The organism is Cupriavidus sp. FW305-3-2-15-C-LB2, from assembly GCF_058787575.1.
In genome coordinates, this window is record NZ_JBYSZW010000070.1 from 17820 (window position 1) to 32701 (window position 14882).

The window sequence follows — 14882 nt, forward strand, 5'->3', positions numbered from 1 at the left end:
AAGCCGGAAGAGGGCCAGGCCCCCTTCCGGCTCCGTTCCCGGTCCCCCGGAATCAGAACGAGAAATTCACCAGGGCGTCGGCAGCGCTCACGTCCGCCGGCTGGGTCTGCACCGCACCCGTGGCGCTGGTGGCCTGCACGCTGTACTTGCCCGCGGCAGCGCCATCCGGCTGCAGCGGAATCGGCAGCGCGGCCTGGTAGGTGCCGATCACCGGAGCGGCCACCGGCAGCGCCGGTTCGGTGGCAAACATGCTGTAGGCGCCGGTATCACTGGCGGCGGCCGTCGCCGCAATCTCGAAATTGCCGCCATTGACCAGTTGCAGCGCGCGCAGGGTCGCTTCCGCCGAAACCGGCGTGACCGAACCCGAAACCCGGCGATAGGTCGACGCCGGCAGCGACATCGGTGCCGCCGCGGTCGAGATCGCCGTGGGCGTGCCCACCACCACCGGCACGGCGCGCACGATGCCCGCCGCCTTGCCATTGGCAGAACCCGGCACCACCACCACGTCAACTGGACCGGCCGTGCTGCTCTGCTCGATCGGTGACAGCTTGAAGTTGCCGTTGGCGTCCGCCACCGTCGACTTCACCACCACGCCGTTGCGCTCGGCATAGACGCGCGCGCCCGGTGCCCCGCTGACCACGCCGTTCACTTCACCGCTGACGGTCATCGGGATCGCCGTCACCACCGGCTTCAGGCCAAAGGTGCCATTGCCGCGCGTGACCACCGACTTGCACGCGTCAAAGTCCAGCACCAGGTCGGTCAGCGTACCCGCTGCCACGGTGAACGGCCGGTTGATCTTGATGCCCGACTGCACCGCGCTAGGCGTATCCAGCGTCTGCTCAGTGCCGCCGATGGGCACCACCGAGTTGGCCAGCGCACCGGCGCCGCCGCCACGGTTGGCATCGAGCACCAGGCGTACCTGCTGGTAGTTGCCGGCAGGCAGCGCGGCCTGGCCCAGCACCGCCATCATGCCGTTGGTCAGCAACAGCAGGTCGATCTTGCGCGCGGGCACGACGTCGATATCGACCCAGCCCCCGGCGCTCGTCTCGGCGCTGGCGCTGCTGTGCACGCGCACCTTGTTGACGGTCACGAAGACACTTTTGAAGCCACAGGCCGGCGCATCGGTCATCGAGACCTTGAGCGTGCCCTGCCCACCGCCATCATCGCCGCCACCACCACCGCAGGCGGCCAGCGCCAGGGCACCGCTCAGAGCAAGCACGCGCACCGGCGCGGAAGACAAAGAAAGGACTGACACGGTAGGCTCTCCGTTTGGGTTATTTGTGAGTTGATCGGAGGATATGTTGCCGATCGCATAACGGCTGTAAGTCTTTGTAATACGTTGTGAAAAAGTCGTTAGCTTGTCTGATGACTGATCAGAAAAGCTTGACGACATATGTGATCCCGCCCAAGCCGCCGTCGGATGCGCTGCGGCAAGCGTTCTGCTGCGGCTGCCGTCATGCCCATGAACGCCGGTATCAACATCACCGCTGCATTGCAACGCCGCTTGTATTGCAACGCATCCGATTTGGCGTTTGATCAGGCCGAAACCCGCTCCCACCCGCTCCTGCGTGTGTTCGCGTTACGAATGCAGATCCACCAGCACGCATTCCCGAACCGCGCAAGCGCACTATCGCGCACCAGCTTGGCGTGTTGTGTCGTCAACCTGATCACATTCGACAGGGTTTCTCCTGTCGGCCTCAAGTCGGGCGCACCCGCTCCGTATACAGCGGGGTGGAAATCCCACACACAAACGCCCCCAAACGATTCCCTACGAAGGATCTCCCCTGATGTTCACTACCATCCGTGCGCGGATCGTGGCCCTGTGCGTGGCCATCGTCATCGCCGCGCTCGCCATCAATACGGCGCTGAACCAGTTCGTCGCCAACCGCTATAACGAAGACGCCATCGACAGTAGCCTCGCGGCAGTGCAGAGCGGCCACGCCAGCGCCATCGCCGACTGGGTGGCCTCGCACAGCCAGATGATCCAGTCGCTGCAGGACGCCGTGCTGCAGCCCGAACCCGATGCTGCGCTCAGGCAGATTGCCGACGCCGGCGGCTTCACCAACGTCTACGTCGGCTACGCCGACAAGACCGCGAAGTTCTCCAACCCGCAAGGCATCCCGCCCGGCTACGACCCGACAGGCCGCCCCTGGTACCAGCAGGCCGCCGCAGCCGGCAAACCCGTGGTCACGCCGCCCTATGTCGATGCCGGCACCGGCAAGCTGGTGGTGGCATTTGCCGCGCCAGTGGTGCGCGACGGCGGCGTCAAGGCCGTGGTGTCCGGCGATGTGGCGATGGACAGCGTGATCGCCAACGTCAAGGCGATCCACCCCACGCCGGCAAGCTTCGGCATGCTGGTGGCCAGGAACGGCGACATCGTCGCCCACACCGACGACAAGCTCACGCTCAAGCCGGTGACGGAACTCGCGCCCGCGCTGAACGCCGACAAGCTCGCCGCACTGGCCGGCGCAAAGACGCCGCTGGAAGTCCAAGTCGGCGGCAGCGCCAAACTGCTCGGCGCGCGCGCCATCCCCGGCACCGACTGGATGGTCATCGTCGCCCTGGACAAGGCCGAGGCCACCGCCGGCATGCGCTCAGTGCTGATCGCATCGGTGATCGCAATGGTACTGATCGCAGGCATGGCCGCCGCCGTAGTGTGGGGCGTGGCAACGATGTCGTTGCGCGGCCTGTCCACCGTGCGCGATGCCATGGACGCCATCGGCTCCGGCGACGGCGACCTGACCCAGCGCCTGCCCGCCGACGGCAACGACGAAGTCGCGCAGATCGCGCGCGCCTTCAACACCTTTGCCGACAAGCTCTGCACCATCATGCGCCAGATCCGCGACGCCAGCGAATCGGTGCGCGCCGCCTCCGACGAGATCGCCGCCGGCAACACGGACCTGTCGCGCCGCACCGAATCCGCCGCCGCCAGCCTGCAGCAGACCGCGGCCTCGATGGAAGAAATCACCGCCACCGTCAGCCAGTCGGCCAGCTCGGCCCAGCACGCCAACGAATCCGTCACCGCGGCCTCGCGCGTGGCCGCCGACGGCGGCGTCGTGATCGGCGAAGTGATCACCACCATGGGCCAGATCGAGAACGCCTCGGTCAGGGTCTCCGACATCATCGGCGTGATCGAAGGCATCGCCTTCCAGACCAACATCCTGGCGCTCAACGCCGCAGTCGAAGCCGCCCGCGCCGGCGACCAGGGCCGCGGCTTCGCCGTGGTGGCGGGCGAAGTGCGCGCGCTGGCCCAGCGCAGCGCCCAGGCCGCCAAGGAGATCAAGACCCTGATCGAATCCACCGTAGGCAGCGTCAGCTCCGGCTCCGGCCAGGTCCGCCGCGCCGGCGACACCATGAGCGAGATCGTCAGCAACGTCTCCAGGGTGACCGGCATTATTTCCGAGATCACTCAAGCAGCCATGGAACAGACCCGCGGTATTCAAGAGGTGAATATGGCGGTGAGCCAGCTGGATCAGATGGTGCAGCAGAATGCGGCGCTGGTTGAGCAATCCACGGCGGCTGCCGCGGCGCTGCAGACGCAGGCCGGGAGCCTGGCGGGGGCGGTGGGGCAGTTCAGGTTGGGGTGAGATTGGCTCCATCCTTAAGCTAATCTCCGCAAATTCTGCGGAGAATGGCCCCGCCAGACTCCGCAGAGACCAAAAAAGGGGCCATTCGAAACGCTTGTTCAGGGCGGAACGTCAGTCCATTGGAAGCCCGTGGGCATGCTTCCTTCCACCAATCGCCCCCGACGCCGCGGCCCGCAGAATCCGCTGGAACGTCGGGCACTCCATATGCCTTGGCGCCGGACAAACCGCCGCATGCCGCAGTCCGTCGCGCATCGCAGTCAGCTTGCGGATGGTCCGGTCCAGCTCATCCGCCTTGGCCGCCAGCACCTGCCGGTCGATCTTCGGCTGGCCCTGTGGCGAGAACATCCGTGCGATGTCATCCAGCGAGAAACCGGCGGCACGCCCCAGTGCGACCAGCGCCAGCCGCTCAAGCACGCCGGCATCGAACACGCGCCGCATCCCGCGCCGGCCGATGGACGCGATCAGCCCCTTTTCCTCGTAGTACCGCAGCGTCGAGGCCGGCACGCCAGCCTGCCGGGCCACTTCCGCAATATCCAGGCTTGTCACCGCTTGACCTCAAGTCGACTTGAACTGGCACAGTGTAGCTTCCATGCCAGGGCGGCGTGCAAGGAGATACGACCATGGGTGAGCAACAGCAGACCAGCAGCAACGGCGGCGACCAGGCCGCACTGTGGAACGGCCCGTCCGGCCATGCCTGGGTCGCGGAGCAGGCGGTGCTCGACGACATGTTCCGGCCGCTGGAAGGCCGGCTTGTCGATACGGTGGGCAAGACTTCCGCGCAGCATGTGCTCGATGTCGGCTGCGGCACCGGCAGCACTACGATCGCGCTGGCGCGCAAGCTCGGCGCGCAAGGCAGATGCACCGGCATCGATATTTCCGAGCCGATGCTCGCCGCTGCACGGGCACGCGCGCAACACAACGGCTCGACCGCCAGCTTTATTCGCGCCGACGCGCAGGACTACGCCTTCGCGCCAGCAAGCTTCGACAGCATCGTGTCGCGCCTGGGCGTGATGTTCTTCAGCGATCCGGTGCGGGCCTTTGCCAACCTGCGCCGGGCCGCAACACCGGATGCCACGCTCCACTGCATCGCCTGGCGCAGCGCCTCAGAGAATCCGTTCATGACCACCGCCGAGCGAGCGGCCGCACCGCTGCTGTCCAACCTGCCGCCGCGGCAGCCGGGGGCGCCGGGGCAGTTCGCCTTCGGCGACCGCCAGCGCGTGCAGGCCATCCTGGAAGAGGGCGGCTGGGGCGGGATCGATGTCGAGCCGATCGACTTCGCCTGCACGCTGCCGGAGCCTGCGCTGGTGGACTACCTGTCCCGCCTGGGTCCCGTCGGACTGGCCCTGCGCGAGGCCGATGCAAGCACACGCGCCAGCGTCATCGAAACTGTCCGCGCGGCATTCGAGCCTTACGTTCATGGCGCAACTGTGCGCTACACCGCTGCCTGCTGGATGATCACCGCCCGCGCTGCGGCTTCATCACTGACCGCCGGCGAGACTGCCCATGCCTGATACAGCGGTGGCCCTCCTGCTCAATGCAATCGTGATCGGCACCGGCGCAACGCTGGTGATGGACGCCTGGGCCATCCTGCGCAAGCGGCTGCTGGGCGTGCCTGCGCTGGACTATGGACTCGTAGGCCGTTGGCTCGCGTGGCTGCCGCGAGGGCGCCTTTGCCACCGTCCCATCGCCGTATCGCCGCCGGTGCGCGGCGAGCGCGGGATCGGCTGGATCGCGCATTACCTGACCGGCATCGTGTTCGCGGCCATCCTGCTGGGGCTATGGGGACTCGACTGGGCACGTCATCCGACGCCGGCGCCCGCGTTGATCGTCGGCATCGGCAGTGTGGCGGCACCGTTCCTGCTGATGCAGCCGGCGATGGGTGCCGGCATCGCTGCGAGCCGCACGCCGCGGCCAAACGTGGCACGGGTGCATAGCCTGGTGACGCATGCGGTGTTCGGGCTGGGGCTCTATGTGGCGGGTTGGGTCGTGAGCCTGGTAGCGAACTGACAAGCGGGCACAGCGGCCGGCTGCCGTTGTCAGATCCAAGGCAGAGGAGAAACCTCCGCGGCTTTCCGGATTTATGGCCTCAGCCAGGCATCGGAGACCGCGCCCAAAGTTTGCCGCCCGCTTCTGTGGGCTATCGAACCGTAGATTGCTGGCGCCGCTCCAGAATAGAAGTCCATCGGCGCCCGCTTCAGCGCCGGACGATCCCCACCATCACGGGCGACAGGATGACAAGGCTTTCGGGCCGGCTGGCTGCGTGCATCGCGTTCGGCCTTCTGCTGGCTGCCAGTGCGCAGGCGTCGGATATAGCCTGCAAGACCACGCTGCGTCCTTCCCGCTGCGACGATCCGCTCGCCGCCGGCACGTCCTGCCTGCATTCAGTGCCACACGCCGCCGACCTGATCTGCGATCACGCGATGCTCCATCGCGAACATGAGCGCATCCACGCGGACCAGCAGCGCCGGCTACGCGCCGGCGCGATTCAAGGAAGCGACATCGCCGCCTGGCGGGAGCGCCGGGACGCCTGCACGTCGGTGGCATGCCTGGACCGGGTCTTTGCCAGCTGGCGGCGGCAGCCAGGCAAGAAACCACCGCGGGCTGCCGCGCCGCAACCAACGCCGCCGGCGGCGCGGGCGCGGGAGGTGTCGAGGACCAAGCAGGCTGCGGTCAGGGTCGAGGCCTCGCGGCCAGCGGTCGCGCCACCTTCAGCGACGCCAGCGACTCAACCAGCAGCGGAGCAGCTTCCAGCTCCACCACCGTCAGAGCCATTGGCAGAAGCGGGGAATCATGCGCCCCCTGTGGTGATCCAAAGAGCCTCCGGCCCGACGCTCCAGCAAGCTTCAATTCGTCCGACGCCGGCGCCGCAACCACGCGGCTGGGCATCGCTGGGCACGCTGGCGTGGCTGGGCATGTGCGGCGCGGGCGTCGCCTGCTGGTCCCGGCGTACGCGCGGCGAGTGGCTGCCGGGGGTCACCCGCCTGCGCGAGCGGACTCGGGATGCGCCGCCCATCGTGCTGTTGGTGAGCGGACTGCTCGCTTTGAACGGGGTACTGCTGTTGTGCGTCCTGACGGCGAGCCGGCCATTGTCGTGAGCTCACGCCGTCGCGCCGTCCCATGCAGGCGCGGCCGCAGTCTTGCACCAGCAAAGCAGCATGCTCGCGGCCAGGCGCACGCCGCTGAATGGATGCATCAGGCAATGCCGCACCTGCTCGCTGCGGCTTTCGCCGTACAGGCACCACATGCAGAAGTGCTCGCAGTTGTTGGTCAGCAGGCGGTAGCAGTCCTCGCCCAACCGTGAGCGGGCGCGGCCGACGGATTCAGCGGCACTGTACCGCGCCATGGGCGTGCTCAACACCGTGATGCCATGGCCGGCAGCAAAGGCGGCCAGGCTCAGTTCTTCCACCGGGCCGCGCTGCTGCCGGTGGCAATAGCCAGCGTAGTGCACCACCATGCCACGCCCGACGTAGATGCCGTGGTGTGCATAGCCATGACGCGGCGTGACCAGGTGTGCGCCGAGGTGCGGCTCTGCATCGGCGGCGAGGCGCGATGCCAGTACGTGCGGGCTGCGGGTGGCCTGCGCCGTTGTCTTCGTCGTTTCACCGAGGGATGCCATCACCGTCTCCATTGCAGGCCTCTGCCGGGCCATGCCCTATGACCGCATAGGGCGTGCCAGTGACGGATGAGATCGGCGCCTGGTGGTGCGGGCGTTGCGTGAAGGGGTGCGAAGAGAAGGATGCGAGACACGGCCCGATGCAGAGCGGCCGCGCATCGCAGAAACAGGGCTCGGCCGGCTTGATCAAATGATCAAATTCCGAGCACCGCCACAATCAATTGGATCAAAGCATCAAGCCGCCGGCAAGGCATCGCGACGGCGGCGACAAACCTGCGCCGGGCGGCTCATTCCGGCAGCGGGTACTTCCTGGCGTTCATCTCCATCTTGGCGCGGATCGCCGCGTCCAGGTCCACGCCCAGCGCCGTCACCAGCTGCGCCAGGTAGATAGTGATATCGGCAAGCTCCTGCTCCACATGCTCGCGCTCGTCGGTGGACATGATGGCGCGCGATTCCGCGTCGGTCTGCCACTGGAAGATCTCGACCAGCTCGGACACCTCCACGCTCAGCGCCATCGCGAGGTTCTTGGGGCTGTGGTACTTGCCCCAGTTACGGGCCTTGCCGAAGTCTTGGGCGGCTTGCTGGAGGTTCTTGATGTCGATCAGGGGCATGATGGTGTGACGAAAGCGGTTCACTGCGCCCCGGCATGCGCCGGCGCAAGACGCAGATTTAATCACGACCCGGCCGCCCTCGACACCCGGGCCGCCTGAGGCTTACCCTTCGCTTGTGCATCCACCGTCTCAACGGAGGTTCCCCATGCGCCCGACTCCCGGCCTGGCAATTGCCACTCTCGCCGGCACGCTCGCCTACCTGGCCATCGCGATTGCAGGCTGGGGTGGCATAGCCCCCTTCTTCGCGCACCCGGCGCGCGTGGCCCTGACCCTGGTCCTGTTCGCCCTGTCCATCGCCGCGCTCTTCTCCGGCGGCAATATCAGCAGCGGCATGCGCGAGGACCGCGGCAACCGGTGGGTGCTGGCAGTGTTTGGCGTGCTCGGGCTGCTGGCGGCGTACCTGCCGCCCTTTACCGACCGCATCGGCTTCTGGACGCTCGATGGCGACACCATGCGCTGGACCGGCGTGGCGCTGTTTGCCGGCGGCGGCGTGCTGCGGCTGTGGCCGGTGTTTGTGCTGGGGCGGCGCTTCAGCGGGCTGGTGGCGATCCAGCCGGGGCACACGCTGGTGACCACCGGCATCTATGGCGTGATCCGGCATCCGAGCTACCTCGGCTTCCTGGTCAGTTCGCTGGGATGGGTACTGGCATTCCGCTCCGGCGTGGGCGTGGTGCTGACGCTGCTGATGGTGCCGGTGCTGGTGGCGCGCATCCGGGCGGAAGAAGCGCTGCTGCGCGACCAGTTTGGCGACGAGTACGCGTCGTACTGCGACCGGACCTGGCGCATGCTGCCGGGCATCTACTGAGCACGGGGCAGCGGCGCCCCGCGCACTTGGCGGATCAAATCGCCAGCCACCAAGGGTTATCCCTAGTCATTCATTCCCATTTTCCGGGACTCCAGGTTTTGATTTATGGGAATCAGGTCCTATTCTTGGGCCCTATGTTGAATGCCGTCGACAACCCCACTGCCGTGAAGCCCACGACACCCACGCCTGCCGAACCCGCCCAGCCCGCGGGCGGTGCCGATCGCGTGCTGTTCGTGCTGGCGGCACTGGCGCAACACGGCGCGCCGATCACGGTACGCGAGCTGGTTGCCAAAACCGGCCTGCCCAAGAGCACGCTCTACCGGCAACTGATGATGCTCAAGCGCTGGGGCTTCGTGCTGGAGTCCGACGGCGAATACGCGCCGGGCCCGATCAGCCTGCAACTGGCGCTCGGCTTTGACATGGCCTCGCACCTGGCGCGCGAAGCCTTGCCCGACATGCAGCTGCTGGCGCAGCAGTCCGATGAAAGCGTAGGCCTGGTCGTCGCCGTCAAGGATCACGTGGTGTGCCTGGAGATGGTGGAGAGCCGCCAGTCGCTGCGCTGCTCGTTCGAGAAGGGCCGCGGCGTACCGCTGCGCGCCGGTGCGTCGGCCAAGTCGCTGCTGGCGTTCATGCGCGACGAAGCGCGCGAGCGCCTGGTCCGGGCCCAGTGCGAGCCAGGCGAAGCCGAACGGCTGCTGGCCGAGCTGGCCGCCATTCGCGAGACCGGCTACGCCGTCAGCGAGGGCGAGGTGGATCCGGGCGTGTGGGGCGTGAGCGCGCCGCTGTTCTCGCGGCGCAGCAAGGCCGATGCGCTGGGCTCGATCACGCTGATGGTGCCGGCCACGCGGCGGCAAGGGCGCGAGTCCGCGCTGATCGACATGACCGTGGCAGCGGCGATGCGGATTTCCGCGCGGCTGCAGTCTTACTGAATACCAAGCAATTCGTTACCGCCGCCGTCGGCAAACCCATGCGACGGCAGATCCCTCGTTCCCGAGAATAGGAGACTTCCATGAACCTTCGTCGCAAATGCCTGATGGCCGGCCTGGCAACCCTGACCGCCCTGACCCTCGGCACCGCCGCGCACGCGCAGGACAATGCCGTGCTGCGCGTGGCCACCGACGCCACCTTCCCGCCGATGGAATTTATCGAGAACGGCAAGCGCACCGGCTTTGACGTGGAGCTGGTTGAGGCCATGGCCAAGACGATGGGCAAGCGGGTTGAGTGGACCGACATTGACTTCAAGGGCCTGATCCCCGGGCTGGTCTCGCGCCGCTTTGACATGGCAGTTTCCGGCATCTACATCACACCCGAGCGCCGCAAGGTGGTGGACTTCACCGAGCCGTACTACGTCGGCGGCCTGGTGGCACTGGTCAAGAGCGGCAACACCACCGTCCACGCCCCGGCCGACCTGAACGGCAAGAAGGTCAGCGTGCAGGTGGGCACCAAGTCGGTCAGCTTCCTGCGCGACACGTACCCGCAGGTGCAGCGTGTGGAAGTCGAGAAGAACCAGGAAATGTTCAACCTGGTCGAGATCGGCCGCGCCGATGCCGCCGTGACCGGCAAGCCGGCCGCGATGCAGTACGTCAAGACCCGCGGCGGCCTGCGCATGGTGGAGCAGCAGCTGACCACCGAGGAATACGGCATGGCCGTGCGCAAGGACACGCCCGAGCTGACCCGCGCCCTCAATGCGGCACTCGCCAAGGTGAAGGCCGATGGCACCTACGCCAGGCTGACCCAGAAATGGTTCGGCACGGCCGCCAAGTAAGCCGCGCGGATCATCATCATGGAATTGGATTTTTCTCCTGTCTTTGCCGGCTGGCATGACATTGTCCACGGCGCCGTCATCACCGTGGAGGTGACGGCCTGCGCGCTGGTGCTGGGCTGCGTCATGGGCCTCTTGGTCGGCATCGGCCGGCTGGACCCGAAGCGCCGCGTCATCTACAGCATCTGCACCGCCTACGTGACCTTCATCCGCGGCACGCCGCTGCTGGTGCAGCTGTTCCTGCTGTTCTTCGGACTGCCGCAGTTCAACATCCTGCTGCCGGCCTTTGTGTGCGGCGTGATCGGGCTGGGCATCTATTCCGGCGCCTATGTCTCGGAAATCGTGCGCGGCGCGATCCAGTCCGTGGACAAGGGCCAGATGGAAGCAGCGCGCTCGATCGGCATGTCGTCCGGCCAGGCCATGCGCGCGGTGATCCTGCCGCAGGCCATCGTGCGCATGATTCCGCCGCTGGGCAACGAGTTCATCGCCCTCATCAAGAACTCGGCGCTGGTGTCGCTGCTGACCATTGCCGACCTGATGCATGAGGGCCAGAAGATCATCAGCGTGTCGTACCGGTCGCTGGAAGTCTATCTGGCGATCGCGCTGGTTTATCTGATCCTGACGAGCGCGGCCGGGATGATCCTGCGGCGCGCCGAACAACGGCTGCGCATGGGAGGCATGGTGCAATGAGCGATTCCGCAATCATCCGGATCCGGAACCTGGGCAAATCGTTCGGCGGCCATACCGTCCTGCGCGGCATCGACTTCGATGTGGAGCCGTCGCAGGTCGTGGTCGTGATCGGCCCCAGTGGCTCGGGCAAGAGCACCTTCCTGCGCTGCTGCAACGGCCTGGAACAACCCGAGGCCGGCACCATCGACATCGTCGGCAAGCGCCTGGTGACCGACGGCCAGCTGATCGGCGAGCACGAGTTGAACCAGCTGCGCACCGAAGTGGGCATGGTGTTCCAGTCGTTCAACCTGTTCCCGCACCTGTCGGTGCTGCACAACGTCACGGTCGGTCCCCGCATGCTGCGCGGCGCCTCGCGCGAGGAAGCCGAGCGCAAGGCGATGGGCCTGCTTGAGAAAGTCGGCCTTGCGCACAAGGCCCACGCCATGCCCGCCAGCCTGTCGGGCGGCCAGAAGCAGCGCGTGGCCATTGCCCGCGCACTGGCCATGGAACCGCGCGTGATGCTGTTCGACGAGCCGACCTCCGCGCTGGACCCCGAGCTGGTGGGCGAAGTGCTGCAGGTGATGAAGGTGCTGGCCGCCGAAGGCATGACCATGGTCGTGGTCACCCATGAAATGGGCTTCGCCCGCGAAGTGGCCGATGTGGTGGTGGTCATGGATGGCGGCGGCATCATCGAGGCCGGGCCGCCGTCGGTCATCTTCTCGGCGCCGACGCAGGAACGCACGCGCGGCTTCCTGCAGGCCGTGCTGACGCGGGCGTGACGATGGCTCTGACCCAGAACCTCTGGCAGGGCCGTGTCGACGACGGCGAGCGTGGCGACACCACGCGCCTGTTCCGCATCGTGCATGCGCTGGAAGCAGCGGACGTGACACCGCTCGACGGCGCACCGGTGTTGCTCGGCTTCAATTGCGACGCGGGCGTGCTGCGCAATCAGGGCCGTCCCGGTGCCGCGCACGGCCCCGACGCCATCCGCCAGGCGCTGGCCAACGTGCCGGCGCACGGACTGCCCGCGCTATATGACGCCGGCAATGTCAGCTGTGACGACGGCGAGCTGGAATCAGCCCAGCTGGCGCTGGCGGGCACCGTGCGCGACGTGCTGGCGCGCGGCGGGCTGCCGCTGGTGCTGGGCGGCGGCCATGAAGTGGCCTGGGGCACGTGGCAAGGCCTGCGCGCGCACCTGGATGCGCTGGACGATGGCGGGCGCGTGCTCATCATCAATATCGACGCCCACTTCGACCTGCGCACCAGCCGGCCCGCAAGCTCCGGCACGCCGTTCGACCAGATCGCCAACGCCTGCGCCGAGCGCGGGCAGCCGTTCGACTATGTCTGCCTGGGCGTCAGCCGCCTCAGCAACACGCCGGCGCTGTTCAGCCGCGCGGATGCGCTGGGCGTCTGCTACGTGGAAGACGTGGACATGCAGGAGCGGCACCTGGAATCGCGCCTGGCCGAACTGGCGGCGCGCATCGATGCCACCGACCACCTGTACCTGACCATCGACCTCGACGCGCTGCCGGCGGCCGTGATGCCGGCCGTGTCTGCGCCCGCGGCCTGTGGCGTGCCGTTGACGGTGGTGGAGGAAATCGCCATGCTTGCCCGCCACAGCGGCAAGCTGCGCGTGGCCGACCTGGCGGAATACAACCCGCACTACGACCGCGACCACCAGGGCGCGCGCGTGGCAGCGCGGTTGGCCTGGCGCCTGTTCGGCTGACAGGCAAGTCACCCCCAGCCGCCCGGCGGTTGGCACCAGCCGCGCCCGGCTATAGTATTGCCCTTCGCTATATTTAGCGATTCCGATCAGAATTGATAAAGCGAGGCGAGGGCAGTCCTGCGCCGGCGCGGCCGTCCTGCCGCGCCCCCGGGCCGCCCATCGCCGGTTACGGGCGGAAGGGTCTGCGTGATCGAACAAATCGTCATCGTCGACTTTGGCTGCATCGGGTAGGCCGCTCCGCCTCGAAGTCGGCGCAGACACCGGCGAATATGCCGTGCATGTCGTCGAGGATTTCCTTGGTGAACACATTTCGCCGGTATGTTGTTACGAAGACCAAATGGACATGCATCAGGAAAACGCAAAGTGTCTTCCGTGCAGAATATCGTTGTCGTTGCTCAATAGGCCAATAGTATGATTGAGCTATGCAGCGTCTCCAAGCCTTCAAATACGAACTGATGCCGACCGGCGAGCAGCAGCGCAACATGCGCCGCTTCGCCGGGTCGTGCCGGTTCGTCTACAACAAGGCACTAGCGTTGCAGAAGCAGCGCTATGGGCAAGGCGAGAAGAAGCTCGGCTACGCTGGGCTATGCAAGGAACTCACGACCTGGCGCAACTGCGCCGAAACGCAGTGGCTTGCCGATGCACCGACCCACCCGCTGCAACGAACGCTGAAGGATTTGGAGCGGGCCTATGCCAACTTCTTCGCCAGGCACGCCGACTTCCCTCGGTTCAAAAGGAAGGGGCAAAGCGACAGCTTCCGCTACCCCGACCCGAAACAGATCAAGCTGGATCGGGCCAACCACCGTATCTTCCTGCCAAAGCTCGGCTGGCTGCGCTACCGCAATAGTCGGGACGTGCTGGGCGCTGTGAAGAATGTCACAGTCAGCTTGTCGTGCGGCAAATGGTTCGTCAGCGTGCAGACTGAGCGCGCAGTCGAGAAGCCGGTCCCCAACGGCGGGGAGGTCGGTATCGACATGGGCGTTGCCCGGTTTGCCACGCTGTCGGATGGCACGTTCTACACACCACTGAACAGCTTCAAGCGGCAAGAAATTGCTCTGCGTAAGGCACAGCGGTCGATGAGTCGCAAAACCAAGTTCAGCAACAACTGGAAGAAAGCGAAAGCCCGCATCCAGCGTATTCATTCCCGTATCGGCAACGCCCGCCGCGACTACCTGCACAAGTGCTCTACCACGATCAGCCAAAACCACGCGATGGTGTGTATCGAGGACTTGCAGGTGCGGAACATGTCCAAGGCCGCGAAGGGCAGTACCGAACAACCGGGAAAGCAGGTTCGGGCCAAGTCTGGCCTGAACAAGTCCATCCTCGATCAAGGCTGGTTCGAGTTCCGCCGCCAACTGGACTACAAGCTGGCGTGGAACGGCGGCTGGCTCATCGTTGTGCCGCCGCAGAACACGAGCCGCACTTGTCCGTGCTGCGCCCATGTGTCGAAGGACAACCGCCAAGTGCAAGCACGGTTCCTGTGCGTCGAGTGCGGCTTCGAGGAAAACGCCGATGTGGTTGGCGCGATCAATGTTTTAAGGGCGGGACACGCCCGGTTAGCTTGTGCAGAGACTTCGCCTGATGTTGGGGCGTCGGGCCAAGAACCCACCGAAGCGACTATACAGTTCAGCGTATAGCGCCGTAGGAATCCCCTTCCTTTAGGAAGGGGAGGATGTCAAAACACCTTCTTCTACTGGCGCGAAGACGCCGCCTACGCCTTCAGCAAGCAAGAGGTGGAAACGCTCTACGCCGCCGCGTACGACCTGAACTAGCGCTGCCGGGAAGCCGTGCAGCACGTGATCGATCACGACCTGTTCGCGCGCCTGGCAATCGACAAGGACTTCGCGCAGCTGATCCGCACCTCCTGGGACCGCGACGAGCCCACGCTGTTCGGCCGCTTCGACATGACGCTGGACGAGCACGGCGTGCCCAGGATGTATGAGTTCAACGCCGACACCCCGACCTCGCTGATCGAATCCGCCGTCGCACAGTGGTACTGGAAAGACACCGTGCAGCCCCAGGCCGACCAGTTCAACTGAACCGCCCCGGTTTTCGTGGAGGCCCCTTGGCTTGAGTCAGGCCGACATGGCCTGCTGCTCAAGTTGGCAA

The 14882-nt window shown here is 66.1% G+C and carries 16 protein-coding genes and 1 pseudogene; 12 read left to right on the plus strand and 5 right to left on the minus strand.

What is annotated here, in order from left to right:
- Positions 1 to 52: 52 nt before the first annotated feature.
- Positions 53 to 1255 (minus strand): DUF4382 domain-containing protein, encoded by a 1203-nt coding sequence (locus AC3WRR_RS32700; protein ID WP_454751141.1) that lies wholly within the window; start codon positions 1253 to 1255, stop codon positions 53 to 55.
- A gap of 532 nt (positions 1256 to 1787) precedes the next feature.
- Between AC3WRR_RS32700 and AC3WRR_RS32705 the strand changes: the two genes are divergently transcribed.
- On the plus strand, positions 1788 to 3587 hold the full coding sequence (locus AC3WRR_RS32705) for a methyl-accepting chemotaxis protein (protein WP_492299195.1): 1800 nt from the start codon (positions 1788 to 1790) through the stop codon (positions 3585 to 3587).
- A 111-nt stretch (positions 3588 to 3698) separates the two neighbouring features.
- Here AC3WRR_RS32705 and AC3WRR_RS32710 read toward each other — a convergent pair whose 3' ends face one another.
- Positions 3699 to 4133 carry a helix-turn-helix domain-containing protein gene (locus AC3WRR_RS32710; RefSeq protein ID WP_492299197.1) on the minus strand — a complete coding sequence of 145 codons (435 nt, stop codon included), beginning with the start codon at positions 4131 to 4133 and terminating at the stop codon, positions 3699 to 3701.
- Between the two features lie 74 nt (positions 4134 to 4207).
- Between AC3WRR_RS32710 and AC3WRR_RS32715 the strand changes: the two genes are divergently transcribed.
- From AC3WRR_RS32715 to AC3WRR_RS32725, 3 genes are all read left to right on the plus strand, one after another.
- The gene (locus AC3WRR_RS32715; protein ID WP_454751143.1) at positions 4208 to 5098 is read left to right on the plus strand and encodes a class I SAM-dependent methyltransferase; all 891 of its coding nucleotides are present in this window, start codon (positions 4208 to 4210) and stop codon (positions 5096 to 5098) included.
- Positions 5091 to 5594 (plus strand): DUF2938 domain-containing protein, encoded by a 504-nt coding sequence (locus tag AC3WRR_RS32720; protein ID WP_492299200.1) that lies wholly within the window; start codon positions 5091 to 5093, stop codon positions 5592 to 5594. Before AC3WRR_RS32715 ends, AC3WRR_RS32720 begins: the two co-directional genes overlap by 8 nt.
- 224 nt (positions 5595 to 5818) lie before the next feature.
- Positions 5819 to 6682 (plus strand): hypothetical protein, encoded by an 864-nt coding sequence (locus AC3WRR_RS32725; protein ID WP_492299201.1) that lies wholly within the window; start codon positions 5819 to 5821, stop codon positions 6680 to 6682.
- A 2-nt stretch (positions 6683 to 6684) separates the two neighbouring features.
- Here the strand turns inward: AC3WRR_RS32725 and AC3WRR_RS32730 are convergent, their stop codons facing one another.
- Both AC3WRR_RS32730 and AC3WRR_RS32735 read right to left on the minus strand, forming a co-directional pair.
- Positions 6685 to 7203: a lecithin retinol acyltransferase family protein gene (locus tag AC3WRR_RS32730; protein WP_454751145.1), complete on the minus strand. Its 519-nt coding sequence runs from the start codon at positions 7201 to 7203 to the stop codon at positions 6685 to 6687.
- 284 nt (positions 7204 to 7487) lie between these two features.
- Entirely contained in the window at positions 7488 to 7811 is a 324-nt protein-coding gene (locus AC3WRR_RS32735; RefSeq protein ID WP_010811417.1) for a nucleotide pyrophosphohydrolase, read from the minus strand.
- Positions 7812 to 7956: 145 nt separating this feature from the next.
- Between AC3WRR_RS32735 and AC3WRR_RS32740 the strand changes: the two genes are divergently transcribed.
- The 6 genes from AC3WRR_RS32740 (at position 7957) to hutG (ending at position 12773) form a co-directional block, all read left to right on the plus strand.
- Positions 7957 to 8616: a methyltransferase family protein gene (locus tag AC3WRR_RS32740; RefSeq protein WP_010811416.1), complete on the plus strand. Its 660-nt coding sequence runs from the start codon at positions 7957 to 7959 to the stop codon at positions 8614 to 8616.
- A 134-nt stretch (positions 8617 to 8750) separates the two neighbouring features.
- The gene (locus AC3WRR_RS32745) at positions 8751 to 9545 is read left to right on the plus strand and encodes an IclR family transcriptional regulator (RefSeq protein WP_011614315.1); all 795 of its coding nucleotides are present in this window, start codon (positions 8751 to 8753) and stop codon (positions 9543 to 9545) included.
- Positions 9546 to 9625: 80 nt separating this feature from the next.
- Positions 9626 to 10381: a glutamine ABC transporter substrate-binding protein gene (locus AC3WRR_RS32750; protein ID WP_439671136.1), complete on the plus strand. Its 756-nt coding sequence runs from the start codon at positions 9626 to 9628 to the stop codon at positions 10379 to 10381.
- 18 nt (positions 10382 to 10399) lie between these two features.
- Entirely contained in the window at positions 10400 to 11068 is a 669-nt protein-coding gene (locus AC3WRR_RS32755) for an amino acid ABC transporter permease (RefSeq protein ID WP_492299204.1), read from the plus strand.
- Positions 11065 to 11826: an amino acid ABC transporter ATP-binding protein gene (locus AC3WRR_RS32760; RefSeq protein ID WP_013955141.1), complete on the plus strand. Its 762-nt coding sequence runs from the start codon at positions 11065 to 11067 to the stop codon at positions 11824 to 11826. Before AC3WRR_RS32755 ends, AC3WRR_RS32760 begins: the two co-directional genes overlap by 4 nt.
- Positions 11827 to 11828: 2 nt before the next feature.
- Positions 11829 to 12773 (plus strand): formimidoylglutamase, encoded by a 945-nt coding sequence (hutG, locus tag AC3WRR_RS32765; RefSeq protein ID WP_492299206.1) that lies wholly within the window; start codon positions 11829 to 11831, stop codon positions 12771 to 12773.
- A gap of 235 nt (positions 12774 to 13008) precedes the next feature.
- On the opposite strand, the pseudogene AC3WRR_RS32770 reads toward hutG, so the two are convergent.
- Positions 13009 to 13172 (minus strand): annotated as a pseudogene (locus AC3WRR_RS32770) (transposase); the annotation flags it as partial.
- Between the two features lie 23 nt (positions 13173 to 13195).
- Here AC3WRR_RS32770 and AC3WRR_RS32775 point away from each other — a divergent pair.
- Together AC3WRR_RS32775 and AC3WRR_RS32780 are read left to right on the plus strand one after the other, a co-directional pair.
- Positions 13196 to 14410 (plus strand): RNA-guided endonuclease InsQ/TnpB family protein, encoded by a 1215-nt coding sequence (locus AC3WRR_RS32775; protein ID WP_492299208.1) that lies wholly within the window; start codon positions 13196 to 13198, stop codon positions 14408 to 14410.
- 150 nt (positions 14411 to 14560) lie between these two features.
- Entirely contained in the window at positions 14561 to 14812 is a 252-nt protein-coding gene (locus AC3WRR_RS32780; protein ID WP_492299210.1) for a glutathionylspermidine synthase family protein, read from the plus strand.
- The last annotated feature ends 70 nt before the right edge of the window (positions 14813 to 14882 follow it).